This window comes from Candidatus Puniceispirillum marinum IMCC1322, assembly GCF_000024465.1.
Taxonomy (GTDB): Bacteria; Pseudomonadota; Alphaproteobacteria; order Puniceispirillales; family Puniceispirillaceae; genus Puniceispirillum; species Puniceispirillum marinum.
On sequence record NC_014010.1, the window covers coordinates 1,182,019 to 1,200,944 of the forward strand.

Here is an 18,926-nt window from a genome sequence, read left to right on the forward strand (position 1 = left end):
GTGCATTCTAACGTCTTTTTCACCTAACAGCAATTGACCTAATCGCCCTAATCGCGCATGAACAGTCTATGGATATTAATGAAAAAGTAGCTACGAAAAAAATCATCCTTGCCGCACCTCGTGGATTTTGTGCCGGGGTAGATCGCGCGGTGCGTATTGTCGAGGTTGCGCTAGAGAAATATGGTGCGCCCGTCTATGTACGACACGAGATTGTGCATAATAAAACCGTGGTTGATGATCTGGCCAATAAAGGCGCTGTATTTGTGCAGGAACTTGATGAGGTGCCTACAGGGGCGCCAGTGGTGTTTTCCGCGCATGGCGTTGCCAAAGCCGTTGTTGCCGAAGCCAAAGAGCATAATATGATTGCTGTTGATGCCACCTGCCCGCTGGTAACAAAAGTACATATCGAAGCCCAGCGCCATGCCGCCCAGAAACGGCATATTTTGCTGATCGGACATGCAGGCCACCCTGAAGTCGAAGGCACAATGGGACAGGTTGCCGCCGATGAAATTACCCTGATTGAAACTGTTGAAGATGCCCAAAAGGTGATGCCACCAGATGATGCGGCGCTAGCTTTTGCAACCCAGACCACATTGTCAGTTGATGATACAGCAGCCATCATTTCCGTTTTACAATTCCGCTTTCCTGACATCACAGGCCCTCGTGGCGAAGATATCTGCTATGCCACAACAAATCGCCAGAATGCTGTCAAGGATATGGCCAAAGGGTTGGATCTGATGCTGGTGATTGGTGCTGAGAATTCTTCAAACTCACAACGCCTTGTCGAAGTTGCGTTACGAAGCGGTGCCAAACAGGCACGGTTGGTTGCCGATAAACATGCTGTTGATTGGGATATGGTCAAAAAAGCCACACATATCGGCATTTCAGCAGGGGCATCTGCGCCTGAAATTCTGGTCAGCGATTTACTAGAGGCGATAAAATCACGATACGATATTGATGTTGTCGAGCATGGACATGTAAAAGAGAATATGACCTTTAAATTACCGTCCATTTTACAAAACTAATATCCAGGCAACAGAAGCATATCATGGCCGTTTACACCGAAGTTGACGACACCACATTGACAGAATTTCTGTCAAATTATGATATTGGCAGCGTTATCAGCTTTGCTGGCATTGCCGAAGGTGTTGAAAATTCCAATTATCTGTTACGCACGACGAAAGCGCATTTTATCCTGACGCTGTATGAAAAGCGTGTGCAAGCAGATGATTTACCATTTTTTGTCGAATTGATGGAACATCTGGCAGGCAAAGGGATGAATTGCCCGCTGCCAGTTGCGGCCAAGGACGGTTCGGTTCTGTCGGAGATAATGGGGCGTCCCTGCGCAATTTTCACATTTCTTGATGGTACATCGTCGCGTTTCCCTAACCGGACTAAATGCCGTAATCTTGGCACCGCGCTTGCCCAATTACATATCAATGCTGAGGGTATTTCCAAAACACGCCCCAACGCGCTTGGACCCGAATCATGGAAGTCCCTGCTTGACTCTGTCGGTAGCCGAACCAATGAACTTGGTGATGATATGTTAATGCAGGTTGAAAAGCGGCTAGCGCATATTACCAGCAACTGGCCAAATGATCTGCCCCGCGGCATTATCCATGCTGATCTTTTCCCCAATAATGTATTGTTTATGGGTGATGATCTAACCGGATTGATCGATTTCTATTTTGCCTGTGAAGATATTCTTGCCTATGACATAGGCATCTGTCTGAATTCATGGTGTTTTGAGGCTGATGGCAGTTTTAACATGACCAAGTCGCGGGCGTTGATTAACGGCTATCAGTCAGTTCGGAAACTGAGTGATGACGAAATTAACAATATTCCTGTTCTGGCCGCCGGATCGGCAATGCGTTTCTTTCTAACCCGGCTATATGACTGGATGAACACGCCAAAAGATGCGCTGGTCAGCCCAAAGGATCCAATGGAATATTGGTCTATATTGCGATTTCATCAATCAGTTTCGGGGCCTAGCGCCTATGGATTCTATCAATGAGCACTAGTGTGACGATCCATACCGACGGGTCATGCCTGAGCAATCCTGGCCCCGGCGGCTGGGCAGCGATTCTGAATTGGCGGGGCACGGAAAAAGAATTATCAGGTAGTGTGGCCGATACGACCAACAATCGCATGGAATTGCAAGCCGCCATTGAAGGACTGAATGCGCTAAGCCGTCCAATGCAGGTCGAACTTCATACTGACAGCAAATATGTCATGAATGGCGTCACTGACTGGATGGCACGCTGGAAAGCAAATGGCTGGCGTACGGCGGCCAAGAAACCTGTCGCCAATCAGGATTTATGGGAACAGCTTGATGCGGCCACCCAACGTCATCAGATCACCTGGCATTGGGTTAAAGGTCATGCAGGTAACGAACTCAATGAACGTTGTGACGTGCTGGCACGAAGCGCCGCCGAAAGCCTGAAGTGAACTGGCGACTAAGCGTTTAATGTTGCCAGAACATTCTCGGCACTTGAAACTACAAATTCGCCCGGTTCTTCCATCAGCACATGCGTGACAAGCCCATTATCGACAATCATGGCACAACGTGTAGCGCGCTTGCCTAGGATCGCGCCCATATTGACCTCAATACCAAGCGCGCGTGAAAATGACCCGTCCATATCCGCTATCATGTCTATGATACCATCGGCCTGATTAGTTTCGCCCCACGCATGCATCACATGGGCGTCATTTATCGAAAGACAGGCGATTTTATCAATGCCAGCCTGCTTTAGCGCGTCAGCATGTTCAAGGTAACTAGGCATATGTCTGGCCGAACAAGTGGGCGTAAAAGCCCCTGGCACAGCAAACATAACAACACGGCAATCCTTGAAATAATCATCCGTTGAAAACGCATTTATACCCTCATCAGATTTGATCTGAAAGTTTGCAGAAGGCATGTTCTGTCCGGCTACAATGGTCATTATATAAGTCTTTCATATGTATATATTGATATACAGTCACACTAGTACAACGAACATGACCATAAATCAAACCTAGTTGACACCTAATCCGGCTAAATCAAGATGTCTATCCACAATATCCGTCGTCAGCAATTCAGGCAGGATGATACCAGAAGGATGCGACGGGCTGAATATAGCATTAAAGGGGATACCAAAGCGGCCATATTGTGCCAAAAACCGCGATATATCACGATCAGGGCGTGTCCAATCGGCTTGCAACATGACCAGCTTACCCTGCTGTCGCGCTGTGCCTAGGCGTGCGGCAATCGCCGGATCATTTATAACAAACCGCTTATTTACCTTGCAGGTGATACACCAGTCAGCGGTTACATCAACAAAAACCACCTGCCCCTTGGCCAGATACATATCTATGCCTTTGACATGCCATGGTTGCCACGCCACATCAACGCCAAGTATCGCCTCAGGTAATGGCTGTTCCGGCAAGTCTGGCGACATCATAATGGGCACAGCCAGTGCCGCAACCACCGTAAAGGACATGATCAGACGGGCGATTCGAACCGTAAACCCGCGAAAGGCAACCAAGCCGAAGCCTAACACCAAAATAACCACGACAGCACGTGTTGCGTCAGACCCACCTAGCGTATGAAAAATAGTTAAAAGCCAAATCACTGTGCCGCCTAGGAATAAGGCCAGCACATATTTCATCGACACCATCCAACGGCCAGGCTTAGGCAAAAATGCAACCGCTTGCGGCCATAGCGCTAGCAACAGCCACGGCAATGCAAGGCCAAACCCCATAGCGGCAAAAATACCAACAAGCATGATATCATTACCTGTCAAGGCCGCCGTGATTGCGGTGCCAACAAAGGGCGCCGAACAGGGTGTAGCCAGTAAGGTTGCCAGCATGCCAGCCAGAAAATCTCCCGCGTAACCTGAGCCTGCACCAGCCGATAATCGCGAAACAAAAGCCGGTATCGGAACAGTCACCCGGTCAAGCATAATCAAAGCAAACAGGCTTATGACCAATGCCATGGCAATCAAAAATACCGGATTCTGGAATTGAATGCCCCAGCCAATTTGTGCCCCAGCATAGCGCAAGGTACCAAGGCCTGCCGCCAAGATCATAAAGCTGACCAAGATGCCCGCGGCAGATGCTAGAAAACGTCGCCTTACATGACCTGCCGACATACCAGCCACCGATAATATCGATGTCACCTTGATCGCCAGAACAGGTAACACACATGGCATCAGATTCAGAATAAGACCACCCAGAAACGCCGTAAACAAGATCGCGCCAAGTGCAAGTGAAGCGGTAGTCTGTGAGTCAGAATGTGTAACCTCAGACGCCGTACCAATGAATAATCGCGCCTCGGCAAGTTCAATATCACCTTTGCCAAGCCCCGCGCGTGATGGCTGGCCAACAACGGTCAATGTTACCGGCATGCCGATCATATTTTCAGGCAATGTGCCCTGCATGGCGATTCGGGCTGTCTGGCCATTCATCTCGGGTTTTTTAAATGCGACGCCATCAATGCCTTCGACAAAAATATCCTCTATAGGTGCCGTTAGTGCCGCGAACCGGACATAGAGATTTTCCCTATCATGCCATATCGCCTGGGCGTTGATATTGGGGGCTGAACCCGGCCGCGGAACTGCCGACGCATATTCGGCGATCATCTGCGTATGTATGGTCGGCATGGCGACGCCATTGGCTATATCAAGATCCAGCGTACCAGCAAGCGGAACACAGATATCCGCACAGACAAGCGCTTCAACATCAGCGGTTAGCTGTAGCGGTGTGCCGCTTATATGTCCAGCAAGCGAAATCGGCAGAACAACATGTTCGGCATAGCCGAAATTATCAAAGCCAAAAGCATTAAATCTTTTGGGAGCTGGCCATGCGACCTGCGCCGACAAGGCTTTGTTAAAATTCTGATCCAGATTGATCGAGGGGGGAAGTCCTGCCTCACCCGGCGTGCGCCAATAAATCTTCCAGCCTGGTGCCATCCGGAATTCGAGCCCTAGTGGAATATTTTCCAAGCGCCCAGTACCGTCAACTGCCGAAATCAGCCGCATTTCAGCCATGGACGGATCGCCTATCCATATGCTATCCGCCGCATTGGCAGATGACGGCATAAAAATAGATGGAATCAGAGTGATAAGCGCCATCAACAGATAGGTGACTTCGCGCTGGCATATATGCCAAACCGACAGGCTATATCTGTCTGATTTCAATGAAAGGCTGTTTTTCATTAGCTGATCCACATGACCGACGCTTTAGGTAAAACTAGAATAGCTCTTTACCAATTATCCGATTAGCTGTCTAATCTAGATAAGACATAAAACAAAGGAAACAAGCTGAACCGTGTCATCATCAAGCCCAGCTTCACCAAACACGATACACGCGCCTAAAGGATTACAAGGGCATTTACTGATTGCTGTACCGCAAATGCTTGATCCACGGTTTCAAAAAGCGGTTATTCTGATGTGCCAACATGACGATCAGTCAGCCATGGGATTTGTGATCAACCAGCAATCAGAAAAGCTTAATTTGGGTAGCCTATATGAAACACTTGAAATAGGCACCCCGCGCTTCTGCGCTGAACAACCTGTTTTCATTGGTGGCCCCGTTGATGGAAATCGCGGCTTTGTTGTGCATTCACAAGATCATATGCTGCCCGAAAGTAACCCCATTACACATGAAATCGGCCTGACCACAAGCCTGGATATTCTGGAAGATATCAGCAATGGAACCGGACCATCGCAGTCGATTATCTCACTTGGCTATGCCGGATGGGGTGGCGGCCAGCTAGATGCCGAAATCGCCGCCAATGCATGGCTTACCCTGCCCGCATCACATGAGCTTGTGTTTGAGTGCAACACTGACGACATATGGGATGAAACCTATGCCGCGCTTGGCATTAACCCCGCGCATTATACGGGCACGGCTGGTAACGCCTGAAACACTAAATCTATCCGTTATATTAAGCTGACAACGCCGCACTAAGCTGGCTATTGGACATGATATTGTCCGTTGGCCCAACCAGCGCTACAGCCGGGTCACCCGCCGCGATCAAATCGGCTGCCACTTTGCTAACCGCATCTGATGTGATCGCATCAATAGCATCAAGCAGATCACCATCATCCTGTGGCTCACCAAATAAAGTGATCTGGCGCGCTAGCGCATCACCACATGCCGCGACCGACTCACGGCTCATCAACAGATTGGCACGGATTTGGGCTTTGGCGCGGGCAACTTCCTCATCCGTCACTTTTGCTGCGATAGCTGCCAGTTCGCCTGCTGAAACGCGAAGCATTTCATCAACCTTGTCAGCTGATGTGCCTGCATAAACGCCAAACACACCACAGTCGGAATAAAGCGTTGGAAAGGAAAAAATCGAATAACATAGTCCACGTTTTTCACGCACTTGCTGAAACAGACGCGATGACATGCCACCACCGTAAAGCGTTGATAATGCCATTAAGGAAAAACGATCTGATGCGGTCGCTGATGGCGCTGGCAACCCAAAGATAACATGCGCCTGTTCAAGCTCACGTGTCAAAATACTGCGGCCAGCCTGCCAAGCCGGTCTATTCCGGGTGGCATGTTCGGCTGTTTTGATCGTCCCTATCGCATCTGTAATACGGCCAACAAGATCGTCATGATCAATTTTCCCTGCCGCGCAGACAAGCATCTGTCCGGCACCGTAATGCCGCTTCATGAAACCTGCCAGATCGCCCTGGGTGAAGGCCGAAACACTATCCACTGTACCTAATATAGGTCGGCCCAGCGTATGGCCACCATGCGTTGATTCAGCAAATAAATCAAAAACCATATCATCCGGCGTATCAGCTGACTGGCCAATTTCCTGAATAATAACGCCGCGTTCACGTTCGATTTCATCTTCGGGCAAAGTCGAGCAGGTGAGAATATCAGCCAGAATATCGATGCCTAGATCAAGATGTTCAGGCAGTATCCTTACATAATAGGCTGTTTCTTCACGGCTGGTATGCGCATTCATGAAGCCGCCAACATCTTCAACCTCGGTGGCAATCGCCAGCGCATCACGGCTACTGGTGCCTTTGAAGGCCATATGTTCCAACATATGAGCGATGCCCTGTTCATTGTCCCGTTCATCACGCGCACCAACCTGTACCCAGATACCAATCGAAATGGTTTGGGCATGTGGCATGGTCCGGGTTGCAACGCCTAAACCATTGGCGAGCGTGGTCAGCTTTGCGGCACTCATATGCTGCGTTTTTCCTGTAACACCAGCGCTTTTACAGCATCTGGTGTGGCATCGGCGAATAGCTGTTTTTCAGACCGTGACATCAGATCGGACAGATGCGTCGGCAAAGCTGGTGTTTCGCCTGTTGCCGAGGCGACAGCATCCTGAAATTTTGCCGGATGCGCGCAGGCCAGCGATATAACCGGTACACCCGCCGGAATTGTGCCATCGGCCAGCGCCATTCGCGCCGCACCAACTCCAACCGCACTATGCGGATCAAGCACCATGTGATCAATAGTTGCGCTATGGCGTATTTCAGCAATCGTAGCTGCATCATCAAGCCGGTATCCAGCAAATATATTATGCGCCTCTTCTAGCACCGATGCGTCAACATCAAAGCGTCCGGTCTTGGCAAATGTAGCCATAGCCTCATTCACCGCATTACCATCACGCCCCAGCAATTCGAATAACAGCCGCTCAAAATTGCTTGATACCTGAATATCCATCGACGGGCTATGTGATGGGGCAACAGCTTCGCGCTGCATCGTACCGCTTTCAAAAAAGCGCGTTAGAATATCATTCTGATTCGACGCCACGATCAAGCGTTCAACTGGCAAACCCATCTGCGCGGCTACATAGCCGGCAAACACATTGCCGAAGTTACCTGTTGGTACCGAAAAGGCGACTTTTATATCTGGCGCGCCTAGGCTAAGTGCCGATGAAAAATAATAGACTATCTGCGGCATCAAACGCGCCCAATTGATCGAATTAACCGCCGACAGATTTACCTGATCGCGGAATTCATGCGCGTTGAACAGCGTTTTAACAATATCCTGGCACGCATCAAAATCACTTGGCACAGCAACCGCATGCACACCTGGCGCATCCACCGATGTCATCTGACGTTGCTGAACTGGTGAAACACGGCCTTCAGGAAACAGAATGAATACGTCAACCGCATCACGTCCCTGAAAAGCCTCTAGCGCCGCCGAACCTGTATCGCCACTGGTAGCACCCAAAATAACAGCCTGCTTGCCATGTGCCTGCAAGGCGCGGTCAAAAGCGCGCGCCAGAAACTGCATCGCATAATCTTTAAAGGCAATGGTTGGGCCATGAAACAGCTCTAATACATGGATGTTATCATTCAGCTTTACCAAAGGGGCGATCGCCGGATCGTCAAACCCAGCATAGGCGTCACGCGCCATGCTTGTGAGTTCAGCCTGATCAATTTCACCCTCACAGAAAGGTGCCATGATCCGACCCGCTAGCTCGGTATAGGACAACCCCTGCATTGACCGGATTTCGTCGATAGAAAAGCGTGGCCATTCCGTTGGCAGATATAGCCCACCATCACGCGCAAGCCCACTCAGAAGCGCATCTTCAAAGCCTAACGGCCCGTCATTGCCCCGGGTGCTGATATACTGCATTATGCGTCTCCGTCATCTTGCTTTGCCGCTGGGTTTGCGAATGTAAGACGCCCGGCCTGATGATGAAATGCCAGATATACAGCTAGCAAACCAAGCGCGATACCATACCATGTCATAGCATAGCTAAGATGTGCATTACGCAAATTCAGTTCGGTCTTCGCCGCGATTGGCAAGGTTACGACATCGCTTGTACGCAAGCTATCCGCATAAAAGGCGGTGATACCACTATCAGCCAGTCCCAGATGCGTGATCATCTGTTGCGGGTTCACAGTAAACCAAAAGCCGTTGTCAGGCTCATTTTCAGGAACAAAATAGCCCTTTTGGCCAGGCATGCGTAAAATGGCATCAACCGTTACCTGACCTGATACTAGCGAAAAGGTTCGTTTCGCTGGATCACGATAATCCTCGGATACCCACCCCCGATTGACCATAATGATGCGGCCATCGGTCAATGTCATGGGCGTCACCACATGAAAACCAGCATTACCTTCATAGGTCTTGCCTGTCATATATAATTCTTGGTCATGCGCAAAACTGCCGACAAGTTCAAGACGACGAAATTCATAGTCGTCGGTCAGCATATCAACCGCAGGCGGGGCTATGGCCGGCGCCAGTGACCGGGCTTCAAAGCTGCTGATAAGATCATTTTTCCATTGCAGGCGTTGCAACTGCCACGTGCCAAGCATCAGCAAAACAGCAAAAGCTGGAATTGCCACAACACTCATCCAGAGAAAGGGACGGAATTTGATCATGTAATACCTGTTACCATTCTATGCACATATCTATAGATGCCTCATTATAAAGGCCGCTTTAGCATAAGTCGTGCAATAAAAAAGGAGCGCTATTGCGTAAGCGCTCCTCAAGACTTTTCAAGACATGGGGATCACCCACCCCACCAATATATAGCAGCAAACAGAAACAGCCATACGACGTCAACAAAATGCCAATACCAAGCTGCTGCCTCGAAACCGAAATGCTGCTTTGGTGAGAAATGCCCCGCTGCACCACGGAACCAGCAAACCGCCAAGAACAAGGTGCCAACAATCACGTGAAAACCGTGAAAGCCTGTCGCCATATAGAACACAGATGGATAAACACCATCGGTAAATCCAAATGGCGCATGCGAATATTCCAGCGCCTGCAAAGCGGTAAAGCTAATACCAAGCAATACTGTAAGGCCAAGACCATTCATGAAATCCTTGCGGTTGCCATGCTGCATGGCGTGATGCGCCCACGTGACCGTACAACCCGACAGAAGCAGGATCAGCGTATTGATAAGCGGCAGATCAAACGGATCAAAAGTTGTGATCCCTTCTGGCGGCCAAATACCATCATTCGGAAACAGCGCGCGATCAAAGAACGCCCAAAAGAAAGCCACAAAAAACATGATTTCAGACGCAATAAACAGCATCATGCCATAACGCATACCGATTTGAACAATTGGGGTATGGTGCCCCTGATATTCAGCTTCACGAATTATATCGCGCCACCACATGAACATGGTCAGTAACACCAAACCAAAGCCTACGCCCAATAGCGCTGTGCCATATGCAACTTCATGCATATACATCACGGCACCCATTGCCATCGTAAAGGCCGCTGCCGACCCCACTGCTGGCCACGGGCTAGCTTCTACAAGATGATACGGGTGTTTGTTTGCACCGCTCATTTTAGTCTCCTTATAATCTGGCATCTACCATTTTAAGTAGCGCCACCTCACCACGACTATTTTAGTCTCTAATCAGTTAACCGTCTATCGCCGGAAAGAAAGTGTATGATAAAATGATTTCATTCACATCCAGCGTATTCTCATCTTTTGCAATTTCGGGATCGACAAAGAACCGGACTGGCATATCAACCGACTCACCAGGCTGTAATGTCTGTTCAATGAAGCAAAAGCAATCAAGCTTCATAAAATACTGTCCGGCTTTGACCGGCGTTACATTAAATGTAGAAGTGCCAGTAGTCGGCACATCAGCCAGATTAGTTGCCCGGTAGTTGATTACAATCTCTTCGCCAGGATTCAACGTGACCGGCTTATCAACAGGCACAAATGACCAATTCAGCGCCGGTATCACATTCGCATCAAAGCGGACTTTTACAGGATGGTCATAAATTATATCGTCATTCACATTTTCGGCTATCTGCGTTGTGCCGCCATAGCCAGTTACCCTGCAAAACAGATCGTAAAGTGGCACCGACGCATAAGCCAGCCCAACCATTGCCGCGACCAGCGCACCAAGGATAATGAGCATGCGCTTGTTACCCTTAGCTGGCGATGGTGCTGGAATCGTCCGCACAGTCATGACGCACCGCCAATTTTAACCAGTGTCAATACATAGAACAACACAACCAAACCGACGATAATGCCAAGCACGGCCAGATTACGATCTCTGCGCATACGCTGCATCTCTTTGGCCGTTTTGGGTGTCGGGGCTTGTTGATCTAGCTTGTTCATAGCACCGAACCTGTCACAAAGTGATCAAGCACCAAACCAAGGAAAATCAGAAACAGATAGATGATTGAATAGGCAAACAGGCGCATCGCAAGAACATTGCTTTTGCTGGCCCAGATACGCCATGACATGGCAATAAATATAGCGCCAGCCACGGCAGCAAACGCACCATAAACCCATGACGCCATACCAATAAAGGACGGGATCACTGCCAAAGGCGCCAGTAGCACCGCATAGATCAGTATCTGTTTACGGGTTTCGTCTTCACCCGCCACAACCGGTAACATCGGCACGCCAGCCGCTTTATAATCATCGTTTTTAACCAGCGCCAAAGCCCAGAAATGAGGCGGCGTCCAGATAAAGATAATGGCAAAAAGCAGGATTGGCTCGATTGAAACACCACCCGTAACCGCGGCCCACCCAATGACGGGGGGCAAAGCACCAGCCGCACCGCCAATGACAATATTCTGCGGGGTGCTTCGTTTCAGCCATACCGTATAGATAACGGCATAAAAAAAGATCGTGAAGGCAAGCAACCCCGCCGCAAGCCAGTTTGCCGCAAGGCCAAGCAACAAGACCGAAAACGCTGATACAACAAGGCCTAATGTCAAGGCTTCAGCAGGGATCATAACCCCTGCCGGAATTGGACGGCTTTTTGTACGCGACATAACCGCATCAATGTCACGGTCATACCATTGGTTGATAGCACCAGAGGCACCAGCACCCGCAGCAATGGCAAATAAAGAGATCCCAAAAACAAGTGGGTGCAATGTTCCAGGTGCCAGATACATACCCGCAAAGCCGGTAAAAATCACCAGGCTCATAACCCGGGGCTTTAACAACGCCCAGAAGTCGCCAACCGACGGCCCGCTAAAGCCGTCGGCAGGTGACGCAATTTGATGATCCGATGTGACTGACATCACGTTTCCTTTTTTACCATGACTAGCTTATGAGCCTGTCATGACAGGGTTATTTGACCTTTGGTAGCTCGTCAAAGGTATGGTAAGGCGGCGGTGACGCAACCTGCCATTCCAGCGTTGTAGCGCCTTCGCCATATGGATTATCTGCAGAACGACGCTTAACATAAAAGGCTTCGGCAATGACGTACAGGAACAACAAGGCACCAAACGCACCCACAAACGAACCAATCGACGCAACCATGTTCCAGCCTGCAAAGGCGTCAGGATAATCAATATAACGACGTGGCATACCTGCCAGCCCCAGAAAATGCATCGGGAAAAAGGTCAAGTTCACACCAATAAAGGTAATCCAGAAATGGAGCTTGCCAAGTGTTTCCGAATATTCATAACCGGTCATTTTCGGGAACCAGTAATAGAAGCCTGCAAACAGACCAAACACCGCACCAAGCGACAAGACATAATGGAAATGCGCAATAACGTAATAAGTATTGTGCAGAACCACATCAAGACCCGCATTAGACAGTACCACACCTGTCACACCACCAAGGGTAAACAGGAAGATAAAACCTATTGCCCACAGCATTGGCGTGCGGAAGGTAATTGATCCGCCCCACATTGTCGCAATCCATGAAAAGATTTTAACACCTGTCGGCACTGCGATCACCATGGTGGCCGCAGTGAAATAGGCACGGGTATCAACACTCATGCCAACGGTATACATATGGTGTGCCCAGACGATGAAGCCGACAAAGCCAATCGACACCATGGCATAGGCCATGCCTAGATATCCAAATACGGGCTTCTTCGAGAAGGTCGATACAATATGGCTGACAATACCAAAGGCTGGCAAAATCATGATATACACTTCGGGGTGACCAAAGAACCAGAATAAATGCAAGAACAGGATTGGATCACCACCGCCTTCAGGGATGAAGAAGGTCGTGCCGAAATTACGATCTGTCAACAGCATGGTGATTGCACCTGCCAGAACCGGCACTGCCAGCAACAGCAAAAATGCAGTAATCAGCATTGACCACGCAAACAAAGGCATCTTGTGCAATGTCATGCCAGGCGTACGCATATTAAAGATCGTTGTGATGAAGTTTGCTGCACCAAGAATTGATGAAGCACCAGCAAGGTGAAGTGAGAAGATAGCCAGATCCATCGACATGCCTGGCGTACCAGAAGATGATGATAAAGGTGGATATATAGTCCAGCCAACACCAGCACCACCATCCATCACAGCCGATAACAGCAACAGAATAAATGACGGTGGCAATAACCAGAAGCTGATATTATTCATCCGCGGAAAGGCCATGTCCGGCGCGCCAATCATGATGGGCACAAACCAGTTACCAAAACCACCAATCAATCCAGGCATGACCACAAAGAACACCATGATAAGACCATGGGCCGTGGTGAACACATTCCATACATGGCCATCAGCCATATATTGAACACCTGGCTCCATCAGTTCCATACGCATATAGACTGATAGGCCGCCACCGATAAAGGCGGCAAGGATAGAAAACACCAGATACATGGTGCCGATGTCTTTATGGTTTGTTGAATAAAGCCAACGGCGCACAAAACTTGAAGGGGCACCGTGATCAGCGTGGGCGTGGGCTTGCGCACTCATATTAATTTCCTCTTCGTTTGCGTTATTTGGCTAACGCTAAAACAGTTGTTTCAGGTGTGATGTTTTCGATGGCAGGCGCGACCGCGTCAGCGCTTGCAAATTCTTGCTTGGCATTCGCTAGCCATGCCGCATATTCGTCTTTTGGCAATGACTTCACTTCGATCGGCATATAGGCATGGTTGATGCCACAAATCTGGTTGCACTGGCCATAATAGGTGTTGGCACCAGTTGGCACATCAATCCATGCTTCGTTGGTCCGGCCAATAAAAGCATAAATCTGAACAGCCAATGAAGGCACGAAGAACGAATGCATAACATCATTTCCGGTGATAAGCAGTTTGATACGGGTGTTTTCCGGCACCACCATCGGGTTATCAACCGATAGCAGGCGAATCTGACCAGGCTGAAGATCGGCTTCTTCAACCATATAGCTGTCAAAGGCGACACCATCATCCGGATATTCATAATTCCAGTACCATTGGTTGCCCGTTACCTTGATCACCATATCGGTTTCATTTGTACGGTCCATATAATAAAGCAGGCGGAACGACGGAATAGCGATGCCCACAAGAATAAGCACCGGAATAACTGTCCACAAAACTTCAATCACCGCGTTGTGCGATGTCCGTGACGGCACTGGATTGGCCGCAGCGCGAAACTTGACACCAACATAAATCAGCAGACCAAGGACAAAAAGTGTAATGGCCGTGATCACTACCAACAGAAGATTATGAAGATCCGTGGCCATTTCGGCGATGCTACCTGCAGGAGGTTGCAAGTCCATTTGCCATGGCTGTGGCACCGCGGCAAATGCCATGTTGCTAGCAAAAACAAACCCAATAAAGCTACTCAGCGCAACAGTAATGGTCGCGACGCCAGTGCGGCGCGAACCAGTTTTCAGATCCAACAAGATGTTAGCCAAAGACGGCATGGATTTTTCTCCCAAAATATCGAGATCCGCAAAAGATCAATAAGCATGCTCATAAATCATAATTCAATCTTTGAGCCCAGAATATTTAGACTGTTTCAACACAAGATGATAGCCCCGTGCGGCAGCCTGTCGCTATAATTTTTTATCTTTTTTTCAGTTTTTGGCTTTTAAACCAAATTATGTGGGCACATACAATAATATGGTACATGGCTTTCCCTTGAAATTTAGCGCCTTCTGCCCCATTCTCTTGACACATACTCAGATCACCGATTCGTCAACATATAGCAATGCTTGGACACAAAATGGATATGCTCGCTCAAACCAATGACATCTTTTTTACCCGCACCGGACTTGATCCGGATCTTGCCGAGGCCATTGTGCGTGATGCCCTGGCTGGTGCTGATGATGGCGAGCTATTCATGGAAATGCGGCACTCTGAGTCATTAGTATTTGATGATGGTCGTTTGAAATCTGCCAGTTATGATCAGTCTAGCGGCTTTGGTCTGCGCGCGATTGCTGGTGAGGCACATGGCTATGCCCATGCAGGTGAGCTAAGCGAAGATGCGCTACGCCGAGCCGCCGCCAGTGTCAAAGCGGTGACCAGCGGTTATAATGGTAGCCTGTCTGTTGGCCCAGCGGCTGGTGCGAACCAGCCCCTCTATTCAGATGCGAATCCGCTTAACCATACGCCTTTCGAACATAAAGTAACGCTTCTACAGGAAATGGATGCCTATGCGCGCAGTGCCGACCCACGCGTTGTTCAGGTAAGCGCCAGCCTTGCTGGTTCATGGCAAGCTGTTCAAATCATGCGCAGCGACGGTGTACGTGTTGCCGATATTCGTCCGCTTGTCCGGCTAGGCGTTTCAGTCGTTGTTGAACAGAATGGCCGCATGGAATCAGGCGGTACTGGCGCCGGTGGGCGGGTAATGTTTACCGATTATATGCAACCAGAGGTCTGGAAAGCGCAAATTGATGAAGCCTTGCGCATGGCGGTGCTGAATCTTGATTCGATTGCCGCACCAGCTGGCGAAATGGAAGTCGTTCTGGGATCTGGCTGGCCAGGCGTGATGTTGCATGAAGCCGTCGGTCATGGCCTGGAAGGTGACTTTAATCGCAAAGGCACATCTGTATTTAGTGGTCGTGTTGGCGAACAGGTTGCCTCAAAAGGTGTTACCGTTATCGATGATGGCACCATTAGCGATCGCCGGGGGTCTATCACCGTCGATGATGAAGGCACGCCCAGCAAACGCAATGTTCTGATCGAAGACGGTGTTCTAAAAGGCTATATGCAAGACAGGCAGAATGCCCGCCTTATGGGCGTTGAAGCAACCGGTAACGGCCGCCGGCAGTCCTATGAACATGCCCCCATGCCGCGGATGACTAATACCTATATGGAAAACGGTAAGGATGACCCTCAGGAAATCGTCGCCTCAATCAAAAAGGGTATTTATGCGGTGAATTTTGGCGGTGGTCAGGTCGATATCACCTCAGGCAAATTTGTTTTCTCGGCCGCGGAAGCTTATCTGGTTGAAAATGGAAAAATTGGTGCGCCTGTTAAAGGCGCAACCCTTATTGGCAATGGTCCAGACGCTATGTCAAAGATCAGCATGATCGGCAATGATACCGCCCTTGATAGCGGCATCGGCACATGCGGCAAGTCAGGCCAGAGCGTGCCTGTCGGCGTTGGTCAGCCAACCGTGAAAATGGGCGGTATTACTGTAGGTGGTACCGAAGCTGCCTAATTGACTGCTGACGGTTGTGGACGTGCCAATTGCGTGACAATAACAAGCAAACAGACTGTCACGATTGTGCCAACACCAAAGGAATAATGTGCCCCACCAAGCTCGTATAACGGGCCTGCAATGATCAGCCCCAGAACCTGCCCTAATGAGCCAAACCCCTGGACCGTACCAAGTGATCCGCCCATCACGTTTCTGCCTGCAATATTGCTGACAGCAGCGGTCAAAGACGGATTGCTAAGCGCATAGCCAAAACAGACGGCGGTTGTTGCGAGTAACATCTGGGCAAGTGGAAACGCATTTCCAAAAAACATGTCCAGCGAGATCAGCACGGTCATGGCTTGCCCTGTACCCAGCAAAATAACGCCAATCGCAATTGTGCCAACCTCGCCAAATTTGCGAACAACCGGGTTAATCAGCCCCGCCTGCACCAGCACGATACAGACACCAACATAGGTGAATAACCAGCCGGTGGCCCTTGCGTCAAAATCAAGATAGTCTTTCAGCAAAAGAACAAAAGACGCTTCAACCTGTGCAAAAGCCAAATTAAGGCAAAAATAGGCAATCGCATAAAGTGCCAGTGGGCTTGTCAGAATATCATGAATACGACGCATCAAAGGCGTGGTGATCTGATCTGTGTTTTTTATAGGTGCGGCAATCGAGGTCTCGCTGAGGCGTAATGCCAACCCAAAGGCAATTATCGAAAACATAGCCGCCACAAGGAAAGGGGCCTGATGTAACGGCCCGTCACCTAGGCCACTCAGGAGACCGCCAAGCGCTGGCCCCGCAACAAACCCTGTGCCAATGGCCGCCCCAAGAAGCCCCATATATTTGGCACGTTCCTCTGCTTTCACACGATCAGCAATAATGGCCTGAATAACCCCGGTATTACCCGCAGCAAGACCAGCCAGAATTCGCGCGGCAAACATATGAAAAATTTCATTCGAAAAAGCGAACCAGATATGTGCCAAAGCACCAACTATCAACGATACAACCAGAACTGAACGCCGGCCAATTCTGTCTGACAACCAACCCAGAATAGGGTTGGCAACAAACATCGCCAAAGCAAAGGAGGCAAGCAGGGCTGTCATCACCGTTGCCGACTGGCCAAGCGTATCAACAACGGTATAGGGCAGTATAGGTATCAATGCGCCTATACCGACAAAATTGATAAAAACAACAAGCAGAAGCGCAAACATATTTGTCCGTAATCTTTCTGGCTAGATATATAGGGCCGGCTTATGAAGGCGGTCTGCTATCAAGCGGGCTATCTGGCGATTAATAGATATGCTCGATGAAGGCCGGGTCAACCGATTGATTCCATGCACCATCATAGCGGATCAACATTTCATCTGCATAGGTCTTTCGTGAACGCAAAATATTCTGTAACGGGCTCAAAAAGCCAGTTTCGTCATTACCACCACCATCCAGAATGGCACGACGATGCAGGCCAGCGCGTGCAATATCAACAAGTTGGGTCGCCAGGTCATAAACATCATAATGTGCCAGCTTTCCCTTCAAACCGTCACGCGCCACCGAAAGTCTGGCTTCCATCACATCATTGGCGGTGATTGGTGCCGCAAGCGCCTCGGCAGCAGCCAATGATTCCGTATCATATAACAACCCTACCCAGAAAGCTGGCAAAGCACAGATATTGCCCCATGAGCCACCATCAGCACCACGCATTTCAAGAAACTGTTTCAGTCGCACTTCGGGAAACGCAGTGGTGATATGATCTTCAAAATCACCCATCGTTGGGGTTTGTCCCTCAAAACCTTCAAGTTTTCCCGCCATGAAATCACGGAAAGATTTACCTGCAACATCCAGGTAATCATCGTCACGATGCAGAAAATACATCGGCACATCGAGAATATAATCAACCCACTGTTCATAGCCGAACGCTGGATCAAACACACAAGCTGGCACGCCGCACCGATCATTATCCGTATCAGTCCAGACATGCGCGCGCGTCGAAACCAGCCCGGATGGCGCACCATCTTTGAATGGTGAATTGGCAAATAATGCTGTCGCCACAGGCTGAAGCGCCAGCGAGGTGCGAAATTTGCGCCGCATATCTTCTTCATCTGCATAGTCCAGATTGACCTGAACTGTACATGATCGCAGCATCATATCGAGGCCAAGCGAGCCGACTTTTGGCATATAGTCGCGCATGATTTTATAACGGCCTTTTGGCATCCATTCGATATCATCACGCCCCCATTTGGGATTGAAACCAAGGCTGAGCATACCAATGCCAAGCGCATCACACACCGCGCGCATATGTTTCAGATGACGCCCTGTTTCGGCGCATGTCTGATGGAGATTCTCCAATGGCGCGCCTGAAAGCTCAAGCTGACCACCAGGTTCCAGCGTCACCGAGCCCCCTGCACCATCCTGAATGCCTATGATATTGCCATGCTCCATGATTGGACGTGCTTTTTCACCAAGGCGCGCGCGCAGATTATTCAGCATGACGCGAACACCATTTTCACCATCATAGGTAACTGGACGCAAATCATTGCGGTAAAACAGAAATTTTTCATGCTCGGTGCCAATACGCCATGTATCAACGGATTTAGCACCTTCGGCAATCCAGTCAATCATCTGTTGTTTGTCTGCAAGCGGCACACCGTTATCGGTCATG

The 18,926-nt window shown here is 49.5% G+C and carries 18 protein-coding genes; 5 read left to right on the forward strand and 13 right to left on the reverse strand.

The genetic code is table 11. The features are described from left to right. Positions 1 to 68 precede the first annotated feature (68 nt). The 3 genes from ispH to rnhA are packed head-to-tail and all read left to right on the forward strand — an operon-like array spanning position 69 to position 2,448. Positions 69 to 1,025, forward strand: a complete 957-nt coding sequence (gene ispH, locus SAR116_RS05645) for a 4-hydroxy-3-methylbut-2-enyl diphosphate reductase (RefSeq protein ID WP_013045978.1) — start codon at positions 69 to 71, stop codon at positions 1,023 to 1,025. A 23-nt stretch (positions 1,026 to 1,048) separates the two neighbouring features. Then, positions 1,049 to 2,014, forward strand: coding sequence for a homoserine kinase (locus tag SAR116_RS05650; RefSeq protein ID WP_013045979.1), 966 nt, complete (start codon positions 1,049 to 1,051; stop codon positions 2,012 to 2,014). Continuing rightward, positions 2,011 to 2,448 (forward strand): ribonuclease HI, encoded by a 438-nt coding sequence (gene rnhA, locus SAR116_RS05655; RefSeq protein ID WP_013045980.1) that lies wholly within the window; start codon positions 2,011 to 2,013, stop codon positions 2,446 to 2,448. Before SAR116_RS05650 ends, rnhA begins: the two co-directional genes overlap by 4 nt. A gap of 8 nt (positions 2,449 to 2,456) precedes the next feature. On the opposite strand, the gene SAR116_RS05660 is transcribed toward rnhA, so the two are convergent. Together SAR116_RS05660 and SAR116_RS05665 are read right to left on the reverse strand one after the other, a co-directional pair. Next, a complete protein-coding gene (locus SAR116_RS05660; RefSeq protein WP_013045981.1) occupies positions 2,457 to 2,942 on the reverse strand; it encodes a peroxiredoxin in 486 nt (161 codons plus the stop codon). 72 nt (positions 2,943 to 3,014) lie between these two features. Beyond that, complete coding sequence (locus SAR116_RS05665; RefSeq protein ID WP_013045982.1) at positions 3,015 to 5,195, reverse strand: protein-disulfide reductase DsbD family protein; 2,181 nt, start codon at positions 5,193 to 5,195, stop codon at positions 3,015 to 3,017. 112 nt (positions 5,196 to 5,307) lie between these two features. Here SAR116_RS05665 and SAR116_RS05670 point away from each other — a divergent pair, with 112 nt between their 5' ends. After that, positions 5,308 to 5,904 carry a YqgE/AlgH family protein gene (locus SAR116_RS05670; protein ID WP_013045983.1) on the forward strand — a complete coding sequence of 199 codons (597 nt, stop codon included), beginning with the start codon at positions 5,308 to 5,310 and terminating at the stop codon, positions 5,902 to 5,904. Between the two features lie 22 nt (positions 5,905 to 5,926). On the opposite strand, the gene SAR116_RS05675 is transcribed toward SAR116_RS05670, so the two are convergent. The 9 genes from SAR116_RS05675 to coxB form a co-directional block, all read right to left on the reverse strand. After that, complete coding sequence (locus SAR116_RS05675; RefSeq protein WP_013045984.1) at positions 5,927 to 7,192, reverse strand: M16 family metallopeptidase; 1,266 nt, start codon at positions 7,190 to 7,192, stop codon at positions 5,927 to 5,929. Continuing rightward, on the reverse strand, positions 7,189 to 8,598 hold the full coding sequence (gene thrC, locus SAR116_RS05680; RefSeq protein WP_013045985.1) for a threonine synthase: 1,410 nt from the start codon (positions 8,596 to 8,598) through the stop codon (positions 7,189 to 7,191). The genes SAR116_RS05675 and thrC overlap by 4 nt, the downstream gene beginning before the upstream one ends. After that, positions 8,598 to 9,350: an SURF1 family protein gene (locus SAR116_RS05685; RefSeq protein ID WP_013045986.1), complete on the reverse strand. Its 753-nt coding sequence runs from the start codon at positions 9,348 to 9,350 to the stop codon at positions 8,598 to 8,600. Before SAR116_RS05685 ends, thrC begins: the two co-directional genes overlap by 1 nt. Before the next feature lie 131 nt (positions 9,351 to 9,481). Further along, complete coding sequence (locus SAR116_RS05690; RefSeq protein ID WP_013045987.1) at positions 9,482 to 10,267, reverse strand: cytochrome c oxidase subunit 3; 786 nt, start codon at positions 10,265 to 10,267, stop codon at positions 9,482 to 9,484. A gap of 76 nt (positions 10,268 to 10,343) precedes the next feature. Continuing rightward, complete coding sequence (locus SAR116_RS05695) at positions 10,344 to 10,904, reverse strand: cytochrome c oxidase assembly protein (RefSeq protein ID WP_049757489.1); 561 nt, start codon at positions 10,902 to 10,904, stop codon at positions 10,344 to 10,346. After that, entirely contained in the window at positions 10,901 to 11,056 is a 156-nt protein-coding gene (locus tag SAR116_RS13705; RefSeq protein ID WP_013045989.1) for a cytochrome c oxidase system small membrane protein, read from the reverse strand. The genes SAR116_RS05695 and SAR116_RS13705 overlap by 4 nt, the downstream gene beginning before the upstream one ends. Next, the gene (locus SAR116_RS05700; protein WP_013045990.1) at positions 11,053 to 11,973 is read right to left on the reverse strand and encodes a heme o synthase; all 921 of its coding nucleotides are present in this window, start codon (positions 11,971 to 11,973) and stop codon (positions 11,053 to 11,055) included. The genes SAR116_RS13705 and SAR116_RS05700 overlap by 4 nt, the downstream gene beginning before the upstream one ends. A gap of 49 nt (positions 11,974 to 12,022) precedes the next feature. Next, the gene (gene ctaD, locus SAR116_RS05705; protein WP_013045991.1) at positions 12,023 to 13,612 is read right to left on the reverse strand and encodes a cytochrome c oxidase subunit I; all 1,590 of its coding nucleotides are present in this window, start codon (positions 13,610 to 13,612) and stop codon (positions 12,023 to 12,025) included. A gap of 22 nt (positions 13,613 to 13,634) precedes the next feature. Beyond that, positions 13,635 to 14,543 (reverse strand): cytochrome c oxidase subunit II, encoded by a 909-nt coding sequence (gene coxB, locus SAR116_RS05710; protein WP_013045992.1) that lies wholly within the window; start codon positions 14,541 to 14,543, stop codon positions 13,635 to 13,637. 302 nt (positions 14,544 to 14,845) lie between these two features. Between coxB and tldD the strand changes: the two genes are divergently transcribed. Continuing rightward, a complete protein-coding gene (tldD, locus tag SAR116_RS05715; protein ID WP_041860795.1) occupies positions 14,846 to 16,285 on the forward strand; it encodes a metalloprotease TldD in 1,440 nt (479 codons plus the stop codon). On the opposite strand, the gene SAR116_RS05720 is transcribed toward tldD, so the two are convergent. Next, positions 16,282 to 17,481 (reverse strand): MFS transporter, encoded by a 1,200-nt coding sequence (locus tag SAR116_RS05720; RefSeq protein ID WP_013045994.1) that lies wholly within the window; start codon positions 17,479 to 17,481, stop codon positions 16,282 to 16,284. The genes tldD and SAR116_RS05720 overlap by 4 nt on opposite strands. Positions 17,482 to 17,560: 79 nt before the next feature. Then, a complete protein-coding gene (locus SAR116_RS05725; protein WP_013045995.1) occupies positions 17,561 to 18,925 on the reverse strand; it encodes a glutamate--cysteine ligase in 1,365 nt (454 codons plus the stop codon). Between the last annotated feature and the right edge of the window lies 1 nt (position 18,926).